The sequence below is a fragment of the Nitrososphaerota archaeon genome (assembly GCA_027887005.1).
Taxonomy (GTDB): Archaea; Thermoproteota; Nitrososphaeria; order Nitrososphaerales; family Gagatemarchaeaceae; genus UBA183.
Window position 1 is genome coordinate 84,140 of the sequence record JAPCJI010000003.1, and the last position, 20,395, is coordinate 104,534.

17 protein-coding genes are annotated in these 20,395 nt (G+C 60.4%); 11 read left to right on the top strand and 6 right to left on the bottom strand.

Features of this window, described 5'->3' with window-relative positions:
- The first annotated feature begins 8 nt into the window (after positions 1 to 8).
- Complete coding sequence (locus OK438_03850; GenBank protein MDA4124567.1) at positions 9 to 461, top strand: potassium-transporting ATPase subunit C; 453 nt, start codon at positions 9 to 11, stop codon at positions 459 to 461.
- A gap of 21 nt (positions 462 to 482) precedes the next feature.
- Here OK438_03850 and OK438_03855 read toward each other — a convergent pair whose 3' ends face one another.
- From OK438_03855 to OK438_03865, 3 genes are read right to left on the bottom strand one after another with little or no spacing between them, the layout of a single operon-like run.
- Positions 483 to 779: a hypothetical protein gene (locus OK438_03855; GenBank protein MDA4124568.1), complete on the bottom strand. Its 297-nt coding sequence runs from the start codon at positions 777 to 779 to the stop codon at positions 483 to 485.
- A 37-nt stretch (positions 780 to 816) separates the two neighbouring features.
- Positions 817 to 2,784 carry a thioredoxin domain-containing protein gene (locus OK438_03860; protein MDA4124569.1) on the bottom strand — a complete coding sequence of 656 codons (1,968 nt, stop codon included), beginning with the start codon at positions 2,782 to 2,784 and terminating at the stop codon, positions 817 to 819.
- 25 nt (positions 2,785 to 2,809) lie between these two features.
- Positions 2,810 to 3,451 (bottom strand): hypothetical protein, encoded by a 642-nt coding sequence (locus tag OK438_03865; protein ID MDA4124570.1) that lies wholly within the window; start codon positions 3,449 to 3,451, stop codon positions 2,810 to 2,812.
- 369 nt (positions 3,452 to 3,820) lie between these two features.
- Here OK438_03865 and OK438_03870 point away from each other — a divergent pair, with 369 nt between their 5' ends.
- The 3 genes from OK438_03870 to ilvE are packed head-to-tail and all read left to right on the top strand — an operon-like array spanning position 3,821 to position 8,946.
- Positions 3,821 to 5,296 carry an MFS transporter gene (locus OK438_03870; GenBank protein ID MDA4124571.1) on the top strand — a complete coding sequence of 492 codons (1,476 nt, stop codon included), beginning with the start codon at positions 3,821 to 3,823 and terminating at the stop codon, positions 5,294 to 5,296.
- A gap of 1 nt (position 5,297) precedes the next feature.
- Complete coding sequence (gene acnA, locus OK438_03875) at positions 5,298 to 7,997, top strand: aconitate hydratase AcnA (protein ID MDA4124572.1); 2,700 nt, start codon at positions 5,298 to 5,300, stop codon at positions 7,995 to 7,997.
- A gap of 40 nt (positions 7,998 to 8,037) precedes the next feature.
- On the top strand, positions 8,038 to 8,946 hold the full coding sequence (ilvE, locus tag OK438_03880; protein ID MDA4124573.1) for a branched-chain-amino-acid transaminase: 909 nt from the start codon (positions 8,038 to 8,040) through the stop codon (positions 8,944 to 8,946).
- A gap of 6 nt (positions 8,947 to 8,952) precedes the next feature.
- On the opposite strand, the gene OK438_03885 is transcribed toward ilvE, so the two are convergent.
- A complete protein-coding gene (locus tag OK438_03885) occupies positions 8,953 to 9,168 on the bottom strand; it encodes a hypothetical protein (GenBank protein MDA4124574.1) in 216 nt (71 codons plus the stop codon).
- Positions 9,169 to 9,413: 245 nt separating this feature from the next.
- On the opposite strand from OK438_03885, the gene OK438_03890 reads away from it, so the two are divergent.
- The 7 genes from OK438_03890 to OK438_03920 are packed head-to-tail and all read left to right on the top strand — an operon-like array spanning position 9,414 to position 18,640.
- Entirely contained in the window at positions 9,414 to 9,638 is a 225-nt protein-coding gene (locus tag OK438_03890) for a DNA-directed RNA polymerase subunit H (protein MDA4124575.1), read from the top strand.
- A gap of 2 nt (positions 9,639 to 9,640) precedes the next feature.
- On the top strand, positions 9,641 to 12,997 hold the full coding sequence (locus tag OK438_03895) for a DNA-directed RNA polymerase subunit B (protein MDA4124576.1): 3,357 nt from the start codon (positions 9,641 to 9,643) through the stop codon (positions 12,995 to 12,997).
- A gap of 4 nt (positions 12,998 to 13,001) precedes the next feature.
- The gene (locus OK438_03900; GenBank protein MDA4124577.1) at positions 13,002 to 16,790 is read left to right on the top strand and encodes a DNA-directed RNA polymerase subunit A'; all 3,789 of its coding nucleotides are present in this window, start codon (positions 13,002 to 13,004) and stop codon (positions 16,788 to 16,790) included.
- Between the two features lie 5 nt (positions 16,791 to 16,795).
- Positions 16,796 to 17,098, top strand: coding sequence for a ribosomal L7Ae/L30e/S12e/Gadd45 family protein (locus OK438_03905; protein MDA4124578.1), 303 nt, complete (start codon positions 16,796 to 16,798; stop codon positions 17,096 to 17,098).
- A 7-nt stretch (positions 17,099 to 17,105) separates the two neighbouring features.
- A complete protein-coding gene (locus tag OK438_03910) occupies positions 17,106 to 17,549 on the top strand; it encodes a NusA-like transcription termination signal-binding factor (GenBank protein MDA4124579.1) in 444 nt (147 codons plus the stop codon).
- A gap of 39 nt (positions 17,550 to 17,588) precedes the next feature.
- Positions 17,589 to 18,026, top strand: a complete 438-nt coding sequence (locus tag OK438_03915; protein MDA4124580.1) for a 30S ribosomal protein S12 — start codon at positions 17,589 to 17,591, stop codon at positions 18,024 to 18,026.
- Positions 18,027 to 18,028: 2 nt separating this feature from the next.
- Complete coding sequence (locus tag OK438_03920) at positions 18,029 to 18,640, top strand: 30S ribosomal protein S7 (protein MDA4124581.1); 612 nt, start codon at positions 18,029 to 18,031, stop codon at positions 18,638 to 18,640.
- Here the strand turns inward: OK438_03920 and OK438_03925 are convergent.
- Both OK438_03925 and OK438_03930 read right to left on the bottom strand, forming a co-directional pair.
- A complete protein-coding gene (locus OK438_03925; protein MDA4124582.1) occupies positions 18,624 to 19,349 on the bottom strand; it encodes an alpha/beta hydrolase in 726 nt (241 codons plus the stop codon). The genes OK438_03920 and OK438_03925 overlap by 17 nt on opposite strands.
- A 61-nt stretch (positions 19,350 to 19,410) precedes the next feature.
- On the bottom strand, positions 19,411 to 20,394 hold the full coding sequence (locus OK438_03930; GenBank protein MDA4124583.1) for an amidohydrolase family protein: 984 nt from the start codon (positions 20,392 to 20,394) through the stop codon (positions 19,411 to 19,413).
- Between the last annotated feature and the right edge of the window lies 1 nt (position 20,395).

Consider the following 20,395-nt stretch of genomic DNA (forward strand, 5'->3'; position numbering starts at 1 on the left):
TGAATGAATTGGAAAACTCTAAACCAAACTACAGGCCTGTGGTCGGACTTGCGGTTCTGTCACTTGTCATATGCGGACTGCTCTTCCCCCTAGCGATAACGGGCATCGCTCAGGTCATCCTCCCGTTTCAGGCGAATGGTGAAATCGTTCAGCTCAACGGCCACTCGGTCGGCTCCAGCCTGATCGCCCAGGGATTCAACTCCCCGAAGCTGTTCCATGCCAGGGCCTCAAACCAGTCCGCGTCAGGGGTGGACCCTGACATCCCGCTTTCGGACGCTCTCCTACAGGTCCCGCGGATAAGCTCGGCGACTAACATTCCTTCGACCACCATCACCTCGATTGTGAACGGGAACGTGGAGGGAACGATATGGATATTCGGAAGCCCCTACGTGAACGTGCTGAAATTGAACCTTATCCTAATCGAAGCGAACCCGACCGTTTACCAGAACCTCACGTTCTAGTCTGAATTCCTTCCTGGGAACCTAGTGAGACTTCGACTTCTTCTGTGCTTCTTTCTTGAGCTTCTTTTCCCGTTCTTCCCGCTTTGTCCTGTCGTACTCCCCGAGCGGACCCGCGTGCTCGACATACCCGTGGTAGATCTCGATAGCCCTCTTGACCACTTCCTCCGTCTCATGGTCTCTCTTTCCGAACCTCACAGAGAGATTCCTCCTGTCGAGGACGGCCCACTCGAAGCCTTTGTGCTTCTTCAGCTCTTCGACGGCGAGCTCCATGGCGTACTCATTACCGAAAAGCCCCCTAATCTCCCACGAGCCTGCCACGCAAGCACCTACCTCAGTCTCCACATAAAAACTAGCCCTACTTCGGAATCAATTGGGCCCTCAACCCCTCGGCCGTATCCGCGGGGAGTTTGCAGGTGAAGTTCTGGCAGACGTAGGCCCTCGCCTTCGCCCCCACCTTCCTCCCCTCCAACAACGTGGTCAGCCCCTCCAGCCGCTCATGATTCTCCTCCGTCGCCGTCAGGACCACCTTGTCGGGAAGGAAGGGGCGCCGCACCTCCGCCAAGAGGGTCGCCGCCCCCGCTAGGGTCCGAGAGGTTACGACCACCTCCTTCATCCCGTTCAGAAGCAAGTCCAGGACGACGAGCATGTTCGCGTGGGCTGTGGGCTGTTGTTCCACGTCTGAGCTGAAGAAACGCAGTGCGCGCTCGGCCGCTCTCCTGGTCTCTCCGTCCCCGGTCAGCTCGCTGAGTCTTACGAGGTCCACCATCGCCACGGAGTTGCCCGACGGCGTAACCCCGTCATACCCTTCCTTGAGCCTGGCAGGCTGGGCGTCCACCGTCAGGAAGAACCCCCCCTTCTCCTTGTCCTCGAAGTCATCCACCATAACCTTCGCGAGTCCCTTCGCCTCCTGAAGCCAGCCGGGCTCTGACGTCGCCTCGAAGAGGTCCAGAAGGCCCTGGATGAAGAACGTGTAATCCTCCAGCGTCCCCTCCAGCTTCGCCTCGCCTCCCGCATACCTTCTAAGAAGCCTCCCCTCTTTTGCGCAATTGCTCAGGACGAACTCCGCAGCCTCGGATGCCGCCTTCAGGTACTCCGGCCTTGACAGGGCTGCGCCAGCATAGGCGAGCGCCGAGATCGCCAGCCCGTTCCAGGAAGTAAGAATCTTGTCATCGGTGGCAGGCCTCGGTCTCATGATTCTCGCTTCGTAAAGCTTGGACCGCCAACCTCTCACCTTCTCCGAGCCAACTTCTTCCGACACCTTCAAGTGGAGAATCGACCTTCCCTCGAAGTTCCCGCTGTTGGTTACCCCATACACTCTGCAAAACTCGCCCCCGTCTGCTGCCCCCAGGACTTCCTCGACCTCGGCCGGGGTCCAGGTGTAGTAGAGTCCCTCTCCCTCCTCTGTGTCCGCGTCCTGGGCCGAATAGAATCCGCCCCCCTTGTCCTTCATCTCCTTCATCAACCAGCCGAAGATGTCCTCCACCGTCCTCGCATACTCTTCTTTCCCCGTGACCTGGTACGCTTCGGTGTAGACCCTCGCGAGCAGGGCATTGTCATAGAGCATCTTCTCGAAGTGAGGGACGAGCCAAACCTTGTCTGTAGAGTATCTGTGAAAACCGCCCCCCAGGTGGTCGTGTATCCCCCCGGCCGCCATCTCGTCCAGAGTCTTCGTCACGCTCCTCAGCGCAAGTTCCTTCCCTGTCCGGTAATGGTATCGCAGCAGGAAGGAGGACGCCAGCGGAAGCGGGAACTTCGGAGCTCCTCCGAACCCACCATGCTCCTGGTCGAATGAAGACACCATCGCGGCGTACCCATCGTCCAGGTTCGCGAGTGTGAGTTCCTTGGAGTCCTTTCCCCGGACATCCATCGTGAGCGCCTTCGCGATCTGGTCCGCGTTCTCGACTATCTCCCCCCTCTTGTCCTTCCAGACCTGTGCGACAAACTCCAGCACCTGTCTGAAGCTTGCCATCCCAAAACGCGGCTCAGGAGGGAAATACGTCCCTCCGTAGAACGGCTTCAGGTCAGGCGTGAGGAAGACGTTCAGTGGCCACCCTCCAGAACCTGTCATCGACTGGACGGCGCTCATGTAGTAGGCGTCCAGCTCAGGCCTCTCCTCCCTGTCGACCTTGATGGGGATGAAGTTCTTGTTGATGATCGCAGCTATCTCTGGGTTCTCGAACGATTCACGCGACATCACCGTGCACCAGTGACAGCTTGAGTAGCCGATGCTCAAGAATACTGGTTTATTGTCATTCTTCGCCCTCCGGAGGGCTTCCTCCGTCCAAGAATACCAGTTCACCGGATTGTTTGCATGTTTTCGCAAGTACGGACTCTTTTCCGATGCCAGGCTATTCTTCTTCTCTCTGGGTTGGGGTCGCATTGATTTCATGGAAACGCCTGAGATATCTGTATGCTGTCCTTTCGGAGACGCCTATAGCGTTTCCTATCTCATGGACCGTCTGACCCTCATATTGTTTGAGGCCTGCCTCTCTTGCAAGGTCATCCAGTCGCGATTTCTTCATAATGGCCCTCGTATCGCGGTAGAGGTAGCTACGCCTGGCCGTCTGGACGCACCTGTCTCTGCCATCAAGTATCGATTTCCTCAAAGAACGATAGAGAGGCCCGAATTCGGACCAAGGTTTCCCATCGCCAAGGTTGGCTATCTCTCGCGCGGCAAGCTTTTCTTGGTGCCGAATCTGGATAAGATTGGTCAGTCTCAAAGCGCTTTTGCCAGAAACTCTTAGTTCCCATTGAACATCTGAGGAGGCTATCCTTCCGCGAAGGGAGGTCGGTATCCCGTAGTCATTGATGGCGCGTTGCATTTCTGCCAGAATTCTTCGCTTCCTATTACTGAGCATGTACTCTGCCCTGCAAAGGTCTCCCGATTTTCTCAATCCGACATGTCCCTCCGCGTCTGTGAATCCGCCGAGGGCAAAAGGGAATAGGCGCGGATCTCGTAATTCAAGGAGCCGCCCCTTCCGCTCGTCCAACAGGAACCCGAATGACTCATCAAGATGGTAGACAACGCGCCACGCGTACCCAGTAGGATTAGGCATTCCGTAGATTATTGGCCTCGCGTACTTCGAAAACAAACTAGATACAAGTTTGAGTTGGGCAGGATGCGTTGTGCTGAGCTCAGCTCTCACCTTCCTTCCGTGCTCTTGGACCCTTAGGTCTCCTAGAGCGAAGAACTTAATGTACGTCGCGTCCTCTATCCCTCCATCAAAAGGGCGGAAAGGCAGACTGCGACTGTGTGAGGGCCTTCTCACCCAGGAACAGACGGTTGGTCTATATAGACTCTCATATCGAAGGCTCGCGAACCCAACGACACAAGAATTGGATTCTTGAGTGAATGGAATTTGCAATACAAGTGGACGGTCCTCACCGTTACTACCGTTGGTGTCCTCATGAGCGGCATCGACGGACGCATAGTAATCATCGGTCTCCCGACCGTGGCCGCAGCGCTGCACGCCGACGCCGAACAGGCCATCTGGTTCACCCAGGCCTACACCATAGGCAGCACCATCGCCCTGCTCTTCATAGGAAGGGTAAGCGACATTTTCGGCCGCGTCAAGGTCTACACCCTAGGCTTTACAGTGTTCACCATCGGCTCGGTTCTCACCTCCTTCTCCACCACTCCCGACCTTTTCATCGCATCGAGGATGTTCCAGGGCCTGGGAGCCTCCGCCCTGTTCGCCAACTCCGCAGCCATTGTCACTGATGCGTTCCCCACCACAGAGCTCGGAAAGGCGCTCGGCATCAACTCCGTGGCCTTCAGGGCTGGCTCCATGCTCGGCCTCACCCTAAGCGGCTTCATCCTGTCGATAGCCGATTGGCGCTTTCTCTTCTACATCAACATCCCTGTGGGGATATTCGGGACCCTCTGGGCGCACAGGAAGCTGAAGGAGATCGGCGAGCGCGAGCGCGGCGCTCCCATGGACTGGCCGGGCTTCGTCACCTTCAGCACGTCGATAACGAGCTTCCTCCTCGCGCTGACCTTCGCCGCCTACGGCACGGCCGAGGATCTGGTCGTGGCCGCCCTGGGGCTCATCTCGACCCTGGCCTTCGCTTCGTTTCTTCTCATTGAGAAGAGGACCAAGACCCCTCTCCTCGACCTCAGCCTGCTGAGGATAAGGGAGTATGCTGGGGGAGTGACCACCCAGCTCCTCAACGCCATGGCCTGGGGGGCGTTCATCCTCCTCCTCAGTCTGTATCTGCAGCTCGTCCAGGGCCTCTCGCCCATCCAGGCAGGCATATCCATCCTCCCCTTCGACGTCGCCTTCCTGATCGTCGGTCCAACCAGCGGACGGCTCTCCGACAAGTACGGCACCATGCCCTTCACCACCGCCGGCCTGGCGACCGTCAGCGTCTCCTTGTTTCTTCTCTCGACCCTCGGGCCCGCCACGCCCTTCTCCACAGTGCTCGTCTACCTTGTCATCGGGGGAGGGGGCATGGGGCTCTTCGTCTCCCCCAACATGAGCTCGATCATGGGGTCTGTACCGGCCCACAGGCGGGGGGTTGCGTCTGGCCTGAGGGCCACATTCTTCAACGTCGGCTACACTCTGAGCTTCAACATCGTCATCCTCATCCTCGCCCTCTCCGTCCCCTACGCGGTGATAACGAGCATAATTTCTTCGGCCTCCGGCGTCCACGTCACCCTCGCCGACAAGGACCTCTTCGTGGCCGGGCTCAACAACGTCTACCGCGTCCTCGTCGTCATCAACACGGTCGCCATCATCCCCTCTCTCCTCAGGGGACGGCGCGTCGTTTCCAATGACAAGGAACCCGATTCAGATTCAAATACAGGCGCGGCGACCTCGCTCTCAGCCGATTAGAATGCCTCTCGAGAGCTTGGAATCGATCCGGGAGAAGTTCGAGGCTCCGTCCGGCACAGCGACGGCGTTCAACATCCTGAAAATGAAAGAATTCGGGTACGACGTAGAACGGCTTCCCTATTCCATACGGGTCCTTCTAGAAAACGCCGCCAGGCACTCTGGGAAGGTCCAAGGAGCCCTCGAATCCGCTCACGCCCTCGCCCAATGGCCGAACTCGATCGGGACGGAGACCCCTTTCATGCCCTACAGAGTGCTGCTTCAGGACTACACCGGAGTCCCCCTGGTGGTCGATCTTGCGGCAATGCGGGACGCGGCAAGACTTCGGGGAGTGGACCCGAAGAAGGTGAACTCCGACGTCCCCGTCGACCTCGTGATCGATCATTCAATACAGGTTGACGCCTGGGGGGACGACCTCGCCTTCAACGTAAACCTCGAGAAGGAGTACGAGCGGAACTCGGAGCGCTACCAGCTACTGAAGTGGGCCCAGTCCTCGTTCAAAGGAATGCGGGTCTTCCCTCCCGGAAAGGGGATCTGTCATCAGTTCAATCTCGAGTACCTTTCCCAGGTCGTGGCTAAGGCACAATCGTACGACGGTCTCCTTGCCTTCCCCGACACCCTCGTCGGCACTGATTCGCACACGACCATGGTGAACGGGCTCGGGTGCCTGGGCTGGGGGGTCGGCGGCATAGAAGCCGAGGCAGTCATGCTTGGCGAGCCCTACCACATGCCCATCCCCAAGGTCCTGGGCGTAAGGTTCACCGGAAACCTCAACGAAGGGGTCACGCCCACCGACCTCGTCCTGACGGTCACCGAGAAACTCCGTCAGAAAGATCTGGTGGGGTCGTTCGTCGAATACTTCGGTGAGGCCTACGGAGAGCTCTCCGTGCCTGACCGGGCTACCATCGGGAACATGTCCCCGGAGTACGGGGCGACGGCGGGCTACTTCCCAATCGACGATGCCACGTTGACCTACCTAACTGGAACCGCCAGGCCGAGGAGTCACGTGGACCTCGTCTCGAAGTACGCCAGGGCCTTCGGGTTCTTCGTCGGGGACATCGAACCTCGCTACTCTGAGGTGATCACAATTGAGCTGGACAAGATAGAACCTTCAATCGCCGGTCCGAGGAATCCGGAAGAAAGGCACGCGCTCCAATCCGTCCCAGCATTCGCCAGGTCCATGCTGGACGAGCGGAGGGCCGCGGCTCAGCAGGGCAAGGCCGCGTCCGCCACGACCCGCTCTGCCCTGATGCTCGAGGAGGACGGTCCGATTCACACAGGCCTCCAGGACGGCGGGGTCGTCATCGCGGCCATCACGAGCTGCACCAACACCTCCAACCCGACGGTGATGGTGGGGTCCGGGCTTATAGCCAAGAAAGCCATCGAAGCCGGGCTGACAGTGAAGCCCTGGGTAAAGCCCAGCCTGGCACCAGGCTCCACAGTCGTCACCGATTACCTGCAGAACGCCGGCCTCCTGGGCTATCTCGACAGGCTCGGCTTCAGCCTCGTCGGCTATGGCTGCACGACCTGCATAGGGAACAGCGGCCCACTGTCCCCTGAAGTGGAACGCCAGATCAAGGAGAGAGACCTGTACGCGGTCGCCGTCCTCTCGGGTAACAGGAACTTCGACGGCAGGATCCATCCGCTCGTCAAGGGCTCTTTCCTGATGTCGCCTATGCTCGTTGTGGCCTACGCCCTCGCGGGGAGGGCCGACTTCGACTTCGCCGCCACCCCGCTAGGCATAGGAAAGGACGGGACCCTGGTCTTCCTGAAGGACCTGTGGCCGACACTTGCCGAAATCAAAGGAGCCGTGGAACGATCCCTCAATTCGGGACTCTATCAGAAGAGGTACGCGGACGCCATGAAAGGGGACGACAGGTGGGAGTCACTGACAACCTTCGCCGACGAGGTCTATCACTGGGACGAAAGCTCGACCTACATCAGGAACCCCCCGTGGTTCGAACCTTCCCAGTCGACCTCCGCGAAGTCAGACGTCCACGGAGCCCGGGCGCTAGCAGTCTTCGAGGACAAGGTCACCACCGACCACATCTCTCCCGCAGGCACCATCGGGGTCGACAGCCCAGCCGGCACATACCTGGGCGAGCGGGGGGTGGACTTGCTTCACCTCTCAACCTATGGCAGCAGGAGAGGCAACCACGAGGTAATGGTGAGGGGGGGCTTCAGCAACATCAGGCTCAGGAACGACCTGGCCAAGGGTAAGGAGGGCGGTTTCACTGCGCACTTCCCCGGTGGGAAGGTGATGCCCATCTACGATGCGGCCGTGCTCTATTCAAAGGAGAAAGTCCCTCTGGTCATCCTTGCTGGGAAGCAGTACGGAGCCGGGAGCTCCAGAGACTGGGCGGCCAAGGCGCCGAAGCTCCTTGGGGTGAAAGCCGTGATCGCCGAGAGCTTCGAAAGAATCCATCGCAGCAACCTCGTCGCCATGGGAGTCCTCCCTCTCCAGTTCAAGCAGGGCGAGAGCGCGAAGAGCCTCGGCCTGACAGGGGAAGAAACCTTCGACGTTATCGGGATCGCAGCGATGAGCGCCCCCAAGCAGTGGGCGGAGGTGTTCGCCAGGGGCGTGTCGGGGGAGAAGAAGTTCAGCGTCCTCGTCCGGGTGGACAATGAGACAGAAATGCAGTACCTCAGTCGCGGCGGGGTCCTCCCCTACGTATTCGACAAACTGCTCAAGAATGTACACTGACGCAACCGTTTTAACACCGAAAAAAACCGTATTTCCTCCGATGACCAAGGAGCTGCTGGTGTATGTCGACGGCAGATTCGTCGAGAAGTCAAAGGCGGTGGTCTCAGTCTTCGACCACGGGCTGCTCTACGGGGACGGCGTCTTCGAAGGCATCCGCGTCTACGGCGGTAACGTCTTCAGGCTCGTGGACCACATCGACAGGCTCTACGACTCAGCGAAGAGCATACACCTGAAGGTCCCTCTCACCAAACACGAGATGTCCGAAGCTGTCCTCGAGACCCTCAGGAAGAACCACCTCCGCGATGCCTATGTCAGGCTAGTGGTCACCCGGGGCTCAGGTGACCTGGGAGTAGACCCAGAGCTCTGCAAGGACCCCACGCTCTTCATAATCACTGAACCCTCGGCGTCCGGACCAGCACCCAGGGACCCCAAGGTTGTGAAGCTCATTATATCCTCCGTGAGGCGCGATTCCGTGGCCGCGACCACCCACGAAATCAAGTCTCTCAACTATCTGAACAGCATCCTTGCGAAGATCGAGGCCACCAACGCCGGCGCCGACGACGCCATCCTCCTCGACGAGAGGGGATTCGTTTCGGAGGCGAGCGTGACCAACATATTCATCGTCAAGGACCGCATGATCTCGACCCCTTCTCCTGCCGCAGGTATCCTCCACGGCATCACCAGGGCGCGCCTCATCAGGCTCTCCTCCGACCTTGGCAAGGACGTTCAGGAGAGGGATGTCACTCCCTTCGACCTGATAACCGCGGACGAAATATTCCTGGCCGGGACCAAGTCGGAGATGCTCGCCGTCGGCGAGGTCAGCGGGACAAGGATAGGCTCAGGAGGAGTCGGACCGATGACGCGGAAGCTCTACCAGGAGTTCACAAAGATCCTGCAAAGGCCAGAAGAAGGGACTCCGGTCTACGAAGCAGAGCCGGCTACCGTCTGATCAAGCCTAGGTCCGCGGCTCCGAGGCTTTCGCACCGATGGAATATGCGAGCAACCCCGCCCCGACCGAGGCGAGGACGAGCCCGATAAGCTGAGTCGCAAGCTGCTGAAACGGGTCTACGTTCTGCCCGTAGATCGTGTAGGCCACCGAATAGGCCAGTACCAGCCAAAGGAACCCAAACACGAGGAGGAACCCGCCTATGCCCGCGAACTCTGCTCTCAACAGCCCGCTCCCATGCCAGGCTTACATAACGCTTTGGCGCCTCTCAAGAACCTCTCTCAGCAAAATCTAAATACTCTCTCAAGGGCGCCTTTCATTGGGCCCTGCGCATTGTATTGTGCACGTCAGTCAGTATTAGGTCTGAATGGGGGTAGATGGAAATAGCTCCAGCCAAGGCTTCAGCTAAGACAGCCCCCAGGAAGGCGGCAAAGCGGAAGGTGAAGGAGGAAGAGGTTCCCTCATTCAAGGTGAGCACTCACTTCCTCGTTCCAAAGCACGAACTCTTGACCAAGGAAGAAGCAGGAAAGGTACTCGGGACCTACAATTCGACCCCTAGCCAGTTCCCCTACATCCTGATGACCGACCCCATAGCCAAGGAGACTGGCGCCAGGCCCGGAGATTTCATCAAGATAACGAGGCGCAGTGAGACGGCCGGCTCCAGCATCTACTACCGATACGTGGTGGAGGCCTGACCATGAGCAAACAGATACAGAAGTCGAACTCCTGGATCGTACTCCGCGACCTTCTGGAGAGGGAGGGCGTCGCAAAGCAGCACCTCAACAGCTACAACGAGTTCGTCACCCGCGGCCTCCAGAACATCGTCGACGAAATCGGCGAAGTAGAGGTCGAAACGGTCAGCACTCCATACAAGATAAAATTCGGACGCATAACCCTCGGCTCCCCCAGGGTCGTGGAAATCGACGGCTCGGTGAGCAGCATCCTCCCAATGGAAGCACGCCTCCGGAACCTCACCTACTCCGCCCCAATACTTCTCGAAATGACCATCGAAGAGGAAGGTCTCCCGCGAGACACCACCCGCCAGCACATCGGTGACCTCCCCGTGATGGTGAAGTCCGAGCTCTGCCAGCTCGCTAACCGCTCCAAGGAGCAGCTCATCGAATCCGGAGAGGACCCCATCGACCCAGGCGGCTATTTCATCATCAACGGCGCAGAGCGAGTCATAGTAGGGCTCGAAGACCTCTCCCCGAACAAGATCCTAGTCGACCAGGAGAAGCTCTCCGGCTCCACGACCTACAAGGCAAGGGTCTACTCCTCCGTCGTAGGCTACCGCTCCAAACTCGAGCTCACCCTCAAGCAGGACGGCGCCATCAACGTCAAGGTCCCGAGCTGTCCGGTTGACCTCCCCTTCGTCATCGTCATGCGCGCCATGGGGATCAAGTCCGATAAGGAGATCGCCGACGCCATATCCCCGAAGTCGGAGATCCAGGACCTCCTCGAGGTCTCCTTCGACAAGGCCGGCGAAGCGCCGACCGAGAAGGACTCCCTGGTCTACATCGGCAATAGGGTCGCCCACGGCATGCTCGAAGAGTTCAGGGTCAAGCGGGCGCTCTCCATGCTCGACTGGGGCCTCCTCCCCCACCTGGGGAAGACCGACGACAAGCGCTACGACAAGGCGATGTTCATGGGCGAAGCCGTCTGCAAGCTCCTCGAGCTCAGGCTGGGCTGGATCGGCGCCGACGACAAGGACCACTACGGCAACAAGGTCATCAAGTTCGCCGGTCAGATGCTCGCAGACCTCTTCCGGACCGCCTTCCGCAACCTGGTCAGGGACATGAAGTACCAGCTCGAAAGGACCGGCCAGAAGCGCGGAGGTAACGTGGTAGGCGCAGCCATCAGGACGGGCATCATCACTGATAAGCTCAACAACGCGATAGCCACCGGCAACTGGGGGAGAGGGAAGGTCGGGGTCACGCAGCTCCTGGACAGGACCAACTACCTCAGCACCCTCAGCCACCTCAGGCGGGTACAGTCCCCCCTGAGCCGGAGCCAGCCCAACTTCGAGGCCAGGGACCTGCACGCAACCCACTTCGGAAGGATCTGCCCCTCCGAGACCCCCGAAGGGGTGAACTGCGGCCTCGTCAAGAACCTCGCACTCTCAGCCATTATCTCCGTCGGCGTCCCCTCACAGGAGGTCGAGGAGAAGCTCTGGGAGCTCGGCGCCCGCCAGATCCGGGACACCGACCAGAAGATGCAAGACAAGGGCTGCAGGATATTCATGGACGGCAGATTCATCGGCTACGTAGACGACGGCGACCGCCTGGCCAAGGCCTTCAGGAAGCTCAGAAGGGAGGGCCAGATCAACCCGGTCGCGAGCATCCTCTACGTTCCCCCGGTCAACGACCGTGCTTACCCTCGCCTCTACATCAGCCTCAGCTCGGGGCGCGTCCTCCGCCCCCTGGTCGTGGTCGAAAGCGGAAGGCCTCTCCTGACCCCCGAAGTCCTAGAGAAGGTCTCCGCAGGCCAGCTCTCCTGGCGCGACCTCGTGGAGCAGGGAATGGTGGAGCTCGTGGACGCCAACGAAGAGGAGAACCTCCTCGTCGCCATGAGCCAGGAGGACATCACCACGAGGAACACACACATGGAGCTCTTCCCGGCAGCCATGTTCGGCATAGCCGCGTCGATCATCCCCTACCCTGAGCACAACCAGTCCCCGAGGAACACCTACGAATCTGCCATGGCCAAGCAGTCCCTCGGCTTCAGCTCCCCGACCTACCCGATCTCCCCACACGTCAGACAGCACCTTCTGGTCAGCCCCCAGTCCCCGGTCGTCAGGACCAGGACCCTGGAGCTCCTCAAGATCGACGACCGCCCCCTGGGCCAGAACTGCGTCGTAGCCGTCCTCTCTTTCGAAGGCTACAACATCGAGGACGCCATCATAATGAACAGGTCCAGCGTCGAAAGAGGGCTTGCCCGGTCGTTCTTCTACCGCCTCTACGAAGCGGAGGCCAAGCAGTACCTCGGCGGGATGAGGGACACCTTCGAGGTCCCGGCCGCTGAGTCCAACATCCGGGGCTACCGGGGCGAGAAGTTCTACCGCCTCCTCGAGGGGGACGGGGTCGTCTCCCATGAATCCCAGGTGACCGGAGGGGACGTGGTCATCGGGAGGACAAGCCCCCCAAGGTTCATGGAGGAGTACAAGGAGTTCGAGATCAAAGGGCCCTACAGGCGTGACACCTCGGTGGCCGTAAGGCCATCGGAGACCGGTGTAGTCGACTCGATCTTCATGACCGAGAACGTCGAAGGGGGCAGGATGTACAAGGTCAGGGTCAGGGACATGAGAGTCCCCGAGATTGGAGACAAGTTCGCCTCCAGGCACGGCCAGAAGGGAGTCATCGGCCTGGTGGTCCCCCAGGAAGACATGCCCTACACCGCAGAAGGGGTGGTCCCCGACGTCATAATTAACCCGCACGCCTTCCCGTCGAGAATGACCGTCGGCCAGTTCATCGAGTCCATCGCCGGCAAGTCGGGGGCCTTCCGAGGCTCGCCGGTGGACGGCTCCGCCTTCGCCGGGGAGAACATCGAGGACCTCGAAAAGGTCCTCCGCGACCGAGGTTTCGAGGCGACAGGAAGAGAGGTCATGTACGACGGCAAGACGGGGAAGAAGCTCGCGGCCGACGTCTTCGTCGGCGTGGTATACTACCAGAAGCTCCACCACATGGTCGCCGACAAGATCCACGCGCGGGCAAGAGGCCAGGTCCAGATGCTCACCAAACAGCCCACCGAAGGCAGGGCGCGGGGCGGAGGCCTGAGGTTCGGGGAGATGGAGAGGGACTGCCTGATCGCCTACGGCGCCTCCATGGTCCTCAAGGACCGCCTCCTGGACGAGGCAGACAAGACCGAGATCTACGTCTGCGAGAAGTGCGGCCTAATCGCCTATTACGACGCGAAGCAGAGAAAGTACACCTGCAAGATCGACGGGGACGCCGCGAAGATCTCCACCGTCGTCGTCGCCTACGCCTTCAAGCTACTCCTCCAGGAGATGATGAGCCTGAACATCGCCCCGCGGCTCATGCTGAAGGACAAGGTGTAGAGAAATGTCAATGGAGCAGGCCCTCAAGACCATCCGCGGAATCGACTTCGCGGTCTTCTCCCCGAGCGAGGTCAGGAAGTACTCTGTGGCGGAGGTCACCCAGCCCGAAACCTACGACGAAGACGGGATGCCTGTCCAGGGAGGCCTGATGGACAGCCGGCTCGGGACCCTTGAGCCAGGACAGAAGTGCGGCACCTGCGGGAGCACAGCTGGCCGATGCCCCGGCCACTTCGGCCACGTGGAGTTGGCTGAGCCGGTCCTCCACATCGCCTTCGTAGATGAGATCAACAAGCTCCTTCAGACCACCTGCCGGACCTGCGGAAGGATCCTGCTTCCCCAGCAGGAGCTTGACGCCTACCGGGCCAAGCTGGCAGCAAAGACGGACTTCAGCCCCGCATTGACCGAAGCGGTGGCTAAGGAGATCACCACCAAGGCGAAGAAGGTCAAGCTCTGTCCTCACTGCGGCAAGCAGCAGTTCCAGATCGAGTTCACAAAGCCCACCATCTTCCACGAGATCACCGAAGAAGGGGGCGCCACCCGGCTCCTCCCCGTAGCCATCCGCGAGAGGCTGGAGAGGGTCAACAACGAGGACCTCGATGTGCTCGGGTTCAACTCCAAGGCCGCGCGCCCCGAATGGTTCGTCCTGCAGGTCCTCCCCGTCCCGCCCCTCACCGTGAGGCCCTCTATCACCCTCGAATCAGGAATCCGCTCCGAAGACGACCTGACCCACAAGGTCGTGGACATCCTCAGGGTCAACCAGAGGGTCCGGGAGTCCAAGGAGTCAGGCACCCCGCACCTCATCGTCCAGGACCTGGTGGACCTCCTCCATTACCACGTCACGACCTACTTCGACAACGAGGTCTCTGGCATCCCCCAGGCGCACCACCGCTCGGGAAGGCCCCTCAAGACCCTGAGCCAGAGGCTCAAGGGAAAGGAAGGAAGGTTCAGAGGCTCCCTTTCCGGCAAGAGGGTCGACTTCTCCTCACGGACAGTCATCAGCCCCGACCCCAGCCTGGACATCGGCGAGGTAGGTGTCCCCTTCGAGATCGCAAAGAAGCTCACAATCCCAGAGAAGGTCTCCCCCTGGAACCTCGAGAACCTGAAGGCCCTGGTGGTCAAGGGTCCCTTCGAGCACCCGGGCGCCAACTACGTCATCAGGCCCGACGGGGTCAAGATCAGGCTTGACTTCGCCAGCGACAGGAAGGCCCTGGCGGACTCCCTCGCTTCAGGCTACGTGGTCGAAAGGCACCTGATGGACGGGGACGTGGTCCTCTTCAACAGACAGCCCTCCCTCCACAGGATGTCGGTCATGGCCCACTTCGTCAGGGTCCTCCCCTACCGGACCTTCCGACTACACCCTTCGGTCTGCCCACCCTACAACGCAGACTTCGACGGCGACGAGATGAACCTGCACGTCCCCCAGAGCGAGGAATCCCGCTCCGAGGCACTGATGCTCATGAAGGTCCAGGACCAGATAATCTCACCCAGATACGGAGGCCCGATCATAGGCGGGATCAGGGACTTCATCACGGGCGCCTTCCTCCTCACCAGGGACGAGACCCTTCTAACCCCGGGAGAGTTCTCGAACTCGGCCCTCGTCGGAGACTACGAAGGGGACCTCCCCGAGCCGGAAGTGAAGGGGGCCCACCCCATGTACACTGGCAAGCAGCTCTTCTCCCTCTTCCTCCCGAAGGGGATGAACTACGTCCAGACTTCGAAGTGGGCGAAGGCATCGAAGTCTGGGGCTTCAAACGACGTCGTGATCAAGGACGGGCACCTCATCTCCGGCGTGGTCGACAAGGCGGTCATCGGGGCCGAGGAGCCCGACTCCCTCCTCCACCGCATCGCCAAGGACTACGGCAACGAGGACGCCCGCAACTTCCTGAACTCAATCCTGAAGGTGCTGAAGAACTTCCTCACCAGGAGGGGCTTCACCTACGGCTACAACGAACTGGAGCTCCCGGACGAAGCGAAGAAGGGCATCAAGGACACCCTGGACGAGGCGTACACCAACGTCTTCGACCTGATCAAGAAGTACAAGGCCGGCACCCTTCAGCTCACCAGGGGCCTCTCCCCCGAGGACTCCCTCGAGGCCTACGTGGTCAACGAACTGGCCAGGGCCAGGGACAGGGCAGGCAGGATCGCGGACCGCTCCTTCCCCCCAGAGAACTCGGGCATGATCATGGCACGCACAGGCGCCAGGGGCTCCAGCCTCAACGTGGGCCAGATGACCGCGGCCCTGGGCCAGCAGTCCGTCAGAGGGAAGAGGATCGAGAAGGGGATGAGGGGCAGGGCCCTAAGCCACTTCGCCTGGAACGACCCCTCGCCTGAGGCGAAGGGCTTCGTAAAGAGCAACTACCGCGACGGCCTCTCCCCCACCGAGTTCTTCTTCCACGCCATGGGGGGTAGGGAAGGGCTGGTGGACACCGCCGTCAGGACCCAGCAGAGCGGCTACATGCAGCGCAGGCTGGTCAACGCCTTGGAGCACCTGAAGGTGGAGTACGACCTCACGGTGAGGGACCCCCACGGTCACATCATCCAGTTCCTCTACGGGGAGGACGGCGTCGACCCCGCCAAGAGCGACCACGGCCGCCCGATCAACCTGGACAGGCTCGTAGAGACCGAGGAGCTCCTCCACAAGTCTAAGACGAAGCTCGACGACGGCACCATCGACAAGCTGGTCAAGAAGTACGAGTCGGGCCTCAACGACAGGCTCGCCAAGGAGCTCAGAGACAAGCTCGCAGGCTCCCACCTGACGGAGGAAGGCGCCAGGGAGACCATCGAGAAGGTGGACGAAGGCCTCGACTACTCCCGCGTGGAGCCGGGAGAGGCTTCCGGCATAGTCGCAGCCCAGTCCATCGGTGAGCCCGGCACCCAGATGACGCTTAGGACCTTCCACTTCGCAGGGGTCAGGGAAAGGGACGTCACCCTCGGACTCCCCAGGCTCATGGAGCTGGTGGACGCCCGCAAGATCCCCGCCACCCCGTCCATGGACATCTACCTGACCAAGGAGTACTCCACCTCGAACGAGAAGTCTGTGAAGGTTGCCAAGGAGATCCTTTTCACCAAGGTGGGGAACGTGGTCAGCTTCAGCGAAGTCGACCCCACCGAAGGAATCAAGCTGCACCTCAGCCACGACCAGCTGGTCGACAGAGACACCAACGCCGAGGAGATCTCGAAGGTGATCGAGACGGGCAAGAGGAACGTGCAGCCCGACAAGAAGGACAAGAACGTCATCCACGTGAGCATGGAGAACGCAGACCTCTCGGCCCTCTTCACCCTCAGGAACAAGATCCTAAACATGAAGCTGAAGGGCATCCCCGGCATAACCAGGGTCACCGTCGTCAAGGAAGGGGAGGATTGGTTCATCCAGACCGCAGGCTCAAACCTTGGGAAGGTCGTCCAGGTCCAGGGTGTCGACCCCACGAGGGTCTACACCAACAACGTCCACGAAGTCGCCCAGGTCCTCGGGATCGAGGCTGCCCGGTCCACCCTGGTCAGGGAAGTCATGAGCACCCTCGACGAGCAGGGCCTCGAGGTGGACATCCGCCACATCTTCCTGGTCGCCGACCTGATGACGTCGAAAGGATACCTGCAGCAGATCGGAAGGCACGGCATAGCAGGGACCAAGAGCAGCGTCCTCGCCCGGGCCGCTTTCGAGATCACAGTCCCGACCCTGGCCGAAGCAGCGGTGAAGGGGGAGGTGGAAGACCTGAAGGGGGTAACGGAGAACGTCATCGTCGGCCTGCCCATCCCAGTGGGGACGGGTATGATCGACCTCTACATGAGCTGATCCAGATGTTAGACAACGCACTGCTGTCCAAGGTCCTCAAGGACGCCATGAAGGGGGGAAAGTCCGCCCTCGGCGCCAAGGCGACCCTCGCGTCCATTAAGGGGACCAAGGCGGTCCTCTGCACTCGCTCAGTCCCTGCGGCCCTGGGGGAGAGGCTCAGGGCCGAGGCCAAGGCCCAGGGCGTCCCTGTGGTGGAGCTGCCCATATCCTCCGCAGACCTCGCAAGGCTGGTCGGGAGGCCCTATAACGTCTCGGCCATGGGGCTCCGCTCCGTCAGCGAGGCAGACATCAACCACCTGATCCGGTGATGCTCCAATGCCCGAATTCAAACTGAACTCCGAGGAAGTCTCCCTCCTCTCCATGTTCCAGGGCATGACTGGGGCCACCACCCGCGACTGCATCGTGGACGAGAAGAGGAACAGGCTGATCTTCGTGGTCGCGAAAGGGCAGATGGGCCTGGCCATCGGCAAAGAGGGAGCGTCGGTCAAGAAGGCCGAGCGGGCCGTGAGGAGGCCGGTCGAAGTGGTCGAGTGGGCCGACGACATCGAGGGTCTCGTGAGGAACGCCCTCGGGGCGAAGTACGTGCAGGAGGTCAAGCTGAGCGAGAGCCTCGACGGCACCCAGGGGGTCGTGGTGGTGGTCGACTCGCGCAAGAAGGGGGCGGTGCTCGGAGTGGGGGGGAGAAACGCGGAAAAGGTGAGGCTCCTGGCGAAGCGCTACTTCGGGGTCAACAACGTCCAGATCACCTCGGAATTCTGAACGATTTAAATACGGTGAGAAAGGGTTGCGATTGGAAAATTGACGGGTCCCCCGCGCGGAGAATTCGCAGCCAGGCAGGTCGCACAGAAGAGGCAGCGATTCCGCTGGTCGAACAAGTGGTACAAGAGGCGCAAGCTTGGCCTCGACTACAAGTCAGACCCCCTCGAAGGCTCCCCCCAGGCCCGGGGCATAGTCCTCGAGAAGGTCGGGATCGAGTCCAAGCAGCCCAACTCCGCCATCAGGAAGTGCGTCCGAGTGCAGATCGTCAAGAACGGAAAGCAGATCACCGCCTTCCTCCCGGGGGACGGCGCGCTCAACTTCGTCGACGAGCACGACGAAGTGATCCTCCAGGGCATCGGAGGGTCAATGAAAAGGGCCATGGGGGACATACCGGGGGTCCGGTGGACAGTCTTCAAGGTCAACGGCGTTTCCCTCAACGAGCTTGTCTACGGCAGGAAGGAGAAGCCGAGGCGCTAGCCATGAGCAAGCAGACTCTCGAGTATCCAAACCTCCTCCTCTGGAACAGGTGGGATATGACAGGGGTCAAGATCGAAGACCCGGGGCTCCAGAACGTGATCAGCCTGAAACCGGTCCTCGTCCCACACTCCGGGGGGAGAGCCGAGCACAAGAAGTTCGGCAAGACCAGGGTCAACATAGTCGAACGCATGGTCAACCAGATGATGCACTTCGGCAAGAAGTACGGCAAGAACACCGGGAGGATGGGGGGCAAGAAGCAGAAGGCGCTGAACATCGTTAGGACCGCTTTCGTGATCGTAGAGCTGCGCACCGGCCAGAACCCAGTCCAGCAGCTGGTGAAGGCCATCGAGAACGCTTCTCCCAACGAAGACACCACGCGGCTGAGCTATGGAGGAGTGGTGTACCACCAGTCGGTGGACATCTCCCCCGTCCGGAGGATCGACCTGGCGCTCAGATTCATCTCCGAGGGAGTGAGGACGGCCGCCTTCGGCTCCCCAAGGACGGTCGAGCAGGTCCTCGCCGACGAGATCATACAGGCGGCCTCTGGAGACTCAAACAGCTTCGCGGTCAAGAAGAAGAACGAGCAGGAACGGGTCGCTATGGCTTCCCGCTAGAATCAGGACCCTTCTTCTCCTCTTCTCTTCTCACAGCCAGCCCCTTCAATTCGTTCTCGAGCTCCGGCGGTTCTGCCACCATCGCCCCCGGGTTCGAAAGGAAGAGCCTGACAAGCTGCATCACCTGGGGAGCCCTGAACTTCTGCAGCCTGTGCGACATTCTGAAGTCATACCTCGGGTCCTTCGCCACGGCGTCCAGGACCTCCAGCCGCGATGTCCCGATCGCGTCCCTCAGAAGGTATCCGGCCTTCAACTGGGTCATCATGTCGTCTTCGGCGTACACGATCAGGGTCGGCCTACGCAGCTTCTCCAGCCTCCTCAACTGCTCCTTGTCGTAGGAGCTTGCGATGAGGACTACGGATTTCACAGACTCGGGCGAGGAGAGGGCAAGTTCCAGCCCGACCTGGCCTCCCCACCCGCTCCCCACCACGGTCATCCGCTCGATCGAAAGTCTCTCCGCAAGGTCCTTGAGGGTCTGGGCCTGGGTCCTATAGTCAGGCGTCTCAAGGGGTCTGGACGACTTCCCGTAGCCGACCAGGTCCGGCGCCACAAGCCTGTAGGAGTCCGAGAGCTGGAGCATCGGTTCCCACACCCTCCAGCTTTCCTTCTGCTCGCTCCCGTGCAGGAGAAGGACAGTCTCCCCCGCTCCCGCGAACGCACAGTTGACGGAGAATTCCCCCACCTCGAGCTGCTTCTCTGTGGCCTCCATGCTAAGTTCGCCTTCCCTGATTGCCTTTCAAACCTTTTCGTTCGGTCTCAAACAACGCTCATCACTTCACGAACGAAGAGCTGAACGCGACCCGGTTCGCCTGCAGGACGTCCGCCTCCTTCAGGATGCCCACACTCTGGAGGAATTCCATCTCGCCCCTGAGATTCGTCCTCAACATCTCCGGCCCGTCGGTGTTGAGCGTGAACTTCAATCGGTGCCCCCTGATGGCCCGGAACACCCGTTTCATCTCTCGGACGTCCTTGATGACCCCGGTGTTGAGGTTCGAAGTCGGGCAAACCTCCAAGACCGTCCCCCGTTCGGAGAGTAGGTCCATGGTCGCCTCGTCCTCCGTCGCCCGCACGCCATGCCCAATCCTCTCTGGCTCAAGGTGTTCTAATACCTCTTGAACCGACTCGTGCCCCTCGTCCTCCCCGGCATGGACCGTCAACCCCAGTCCAGCCTTCCTCGCCCTCCTGAAAAGCCCAGAGTATTCGGAGTACTTGAATCCCGGAGTGGCGGGCCCTGCCATGTCGATCCCGACGACGCCTCGCCCGGAGAAGAGGAGCGCCTTGTCGAGCAGGATCTCGTTGAGCCTGTGGCTAAACCCCCTGTCGAGGCAGACTATTATCCCGGTCTTAACCGGGTATTCCAGAGACGCCCGGTCGATCCCCCTCACGGCCGCCATCATTATGTGGTCGAGGTCCTGTTCCCCTCCCCTGTTCCTCTTCATCGGGTTGAACCTAAGCTCGAGGAGGGTAATGTTGTTCTTCCTGTATGCCCCTGCTATCGTCTGGTAGACAGAACGCTCGATCGCCGTCGGGCTCGACTGTACGAGTTCCGTCCAGTGGAACAGGGCTAGGTACTCCTCGAAGGACTTCCTCTTGCTGTCCGGGACGGTAATCATCTCCACGAACTTCCAGTAGTCTTTCGTCGGGAGCCTGATCCCCTGGGCGTGCGCTATCTCCCACATCACCGCCGGGTCCACGGAGCCTCCCAGGTGCACGTGAAGCTCCGCCAGCTCAGTCCGGGGCCCGAGCCTGTCCATC

Excerpts from the sequence above, each read along its gene's own strand:
- acnA (MDA4124572.1), top strand. The coding sequence starts at position 5,298 with ATGCCTCTCGAGAGCTTGGAATCGATCCGGGAGAAGTTCGAGGCTCCG.
- ilvE (MDA4124573.1), top strand. The coding sequence starts at position 8,038 with ATGACCAAGGAGCTGCTGGTGTATGTCGACGGCAGATTCGTCGAGAAG.
- OK438_03895 (MDA4124576.1), top strand. The coding sequence starts at position 9,641 with ATGAGCAAACAGATACAGAAGTCGAACTCCTGGATCGTACTCCGCGAC.
- OK438_03900 (MDA4124577.1), top strand. The coding sequence starts at position 13,002 with ATGTCAATGGAGCAGGCCCTCAAGACCATCCGCGGAATCGACTTCGCG.
- OK438_03905 (MDA4124578.1), top strand. The coding sequence starts at position 16,796 with ATGTTAGACAACGCACTGCTGTCCAAGGTCCTCAAGGACGCCATGAAG.
- OK438_03910 (MDA4124579.1), top strand. The coding sequence starts at position 17,106 with ATGCCCGAATTCAAACTGAACTCCGAGGAAGTCTCCCTCCTCTCCATG.
- OK438_03920 (MDA4124581.1), top strand. The coding sequence starts at position 18,029 with ATGAGCAAGCAGACTCTCGAGTATCCAAACCTCCTCCTCTGGAACAGG.
- OK438_03925 (MDA4124582.1), bottom strand. The coding sequence starts at position 19,349 with ATGGAGGCCACAGAGAAGCAGCTCGAGGTGGGGGAATTCTCCGTCAAC.
- OK438_03930 (MDA4124583.1), bottom strand. The coding sequence starts at position 20,394 with ATGGACAGGCTCGGGCCCCGGACTGAGCTGGCGGAGCTTCACGTGCAC.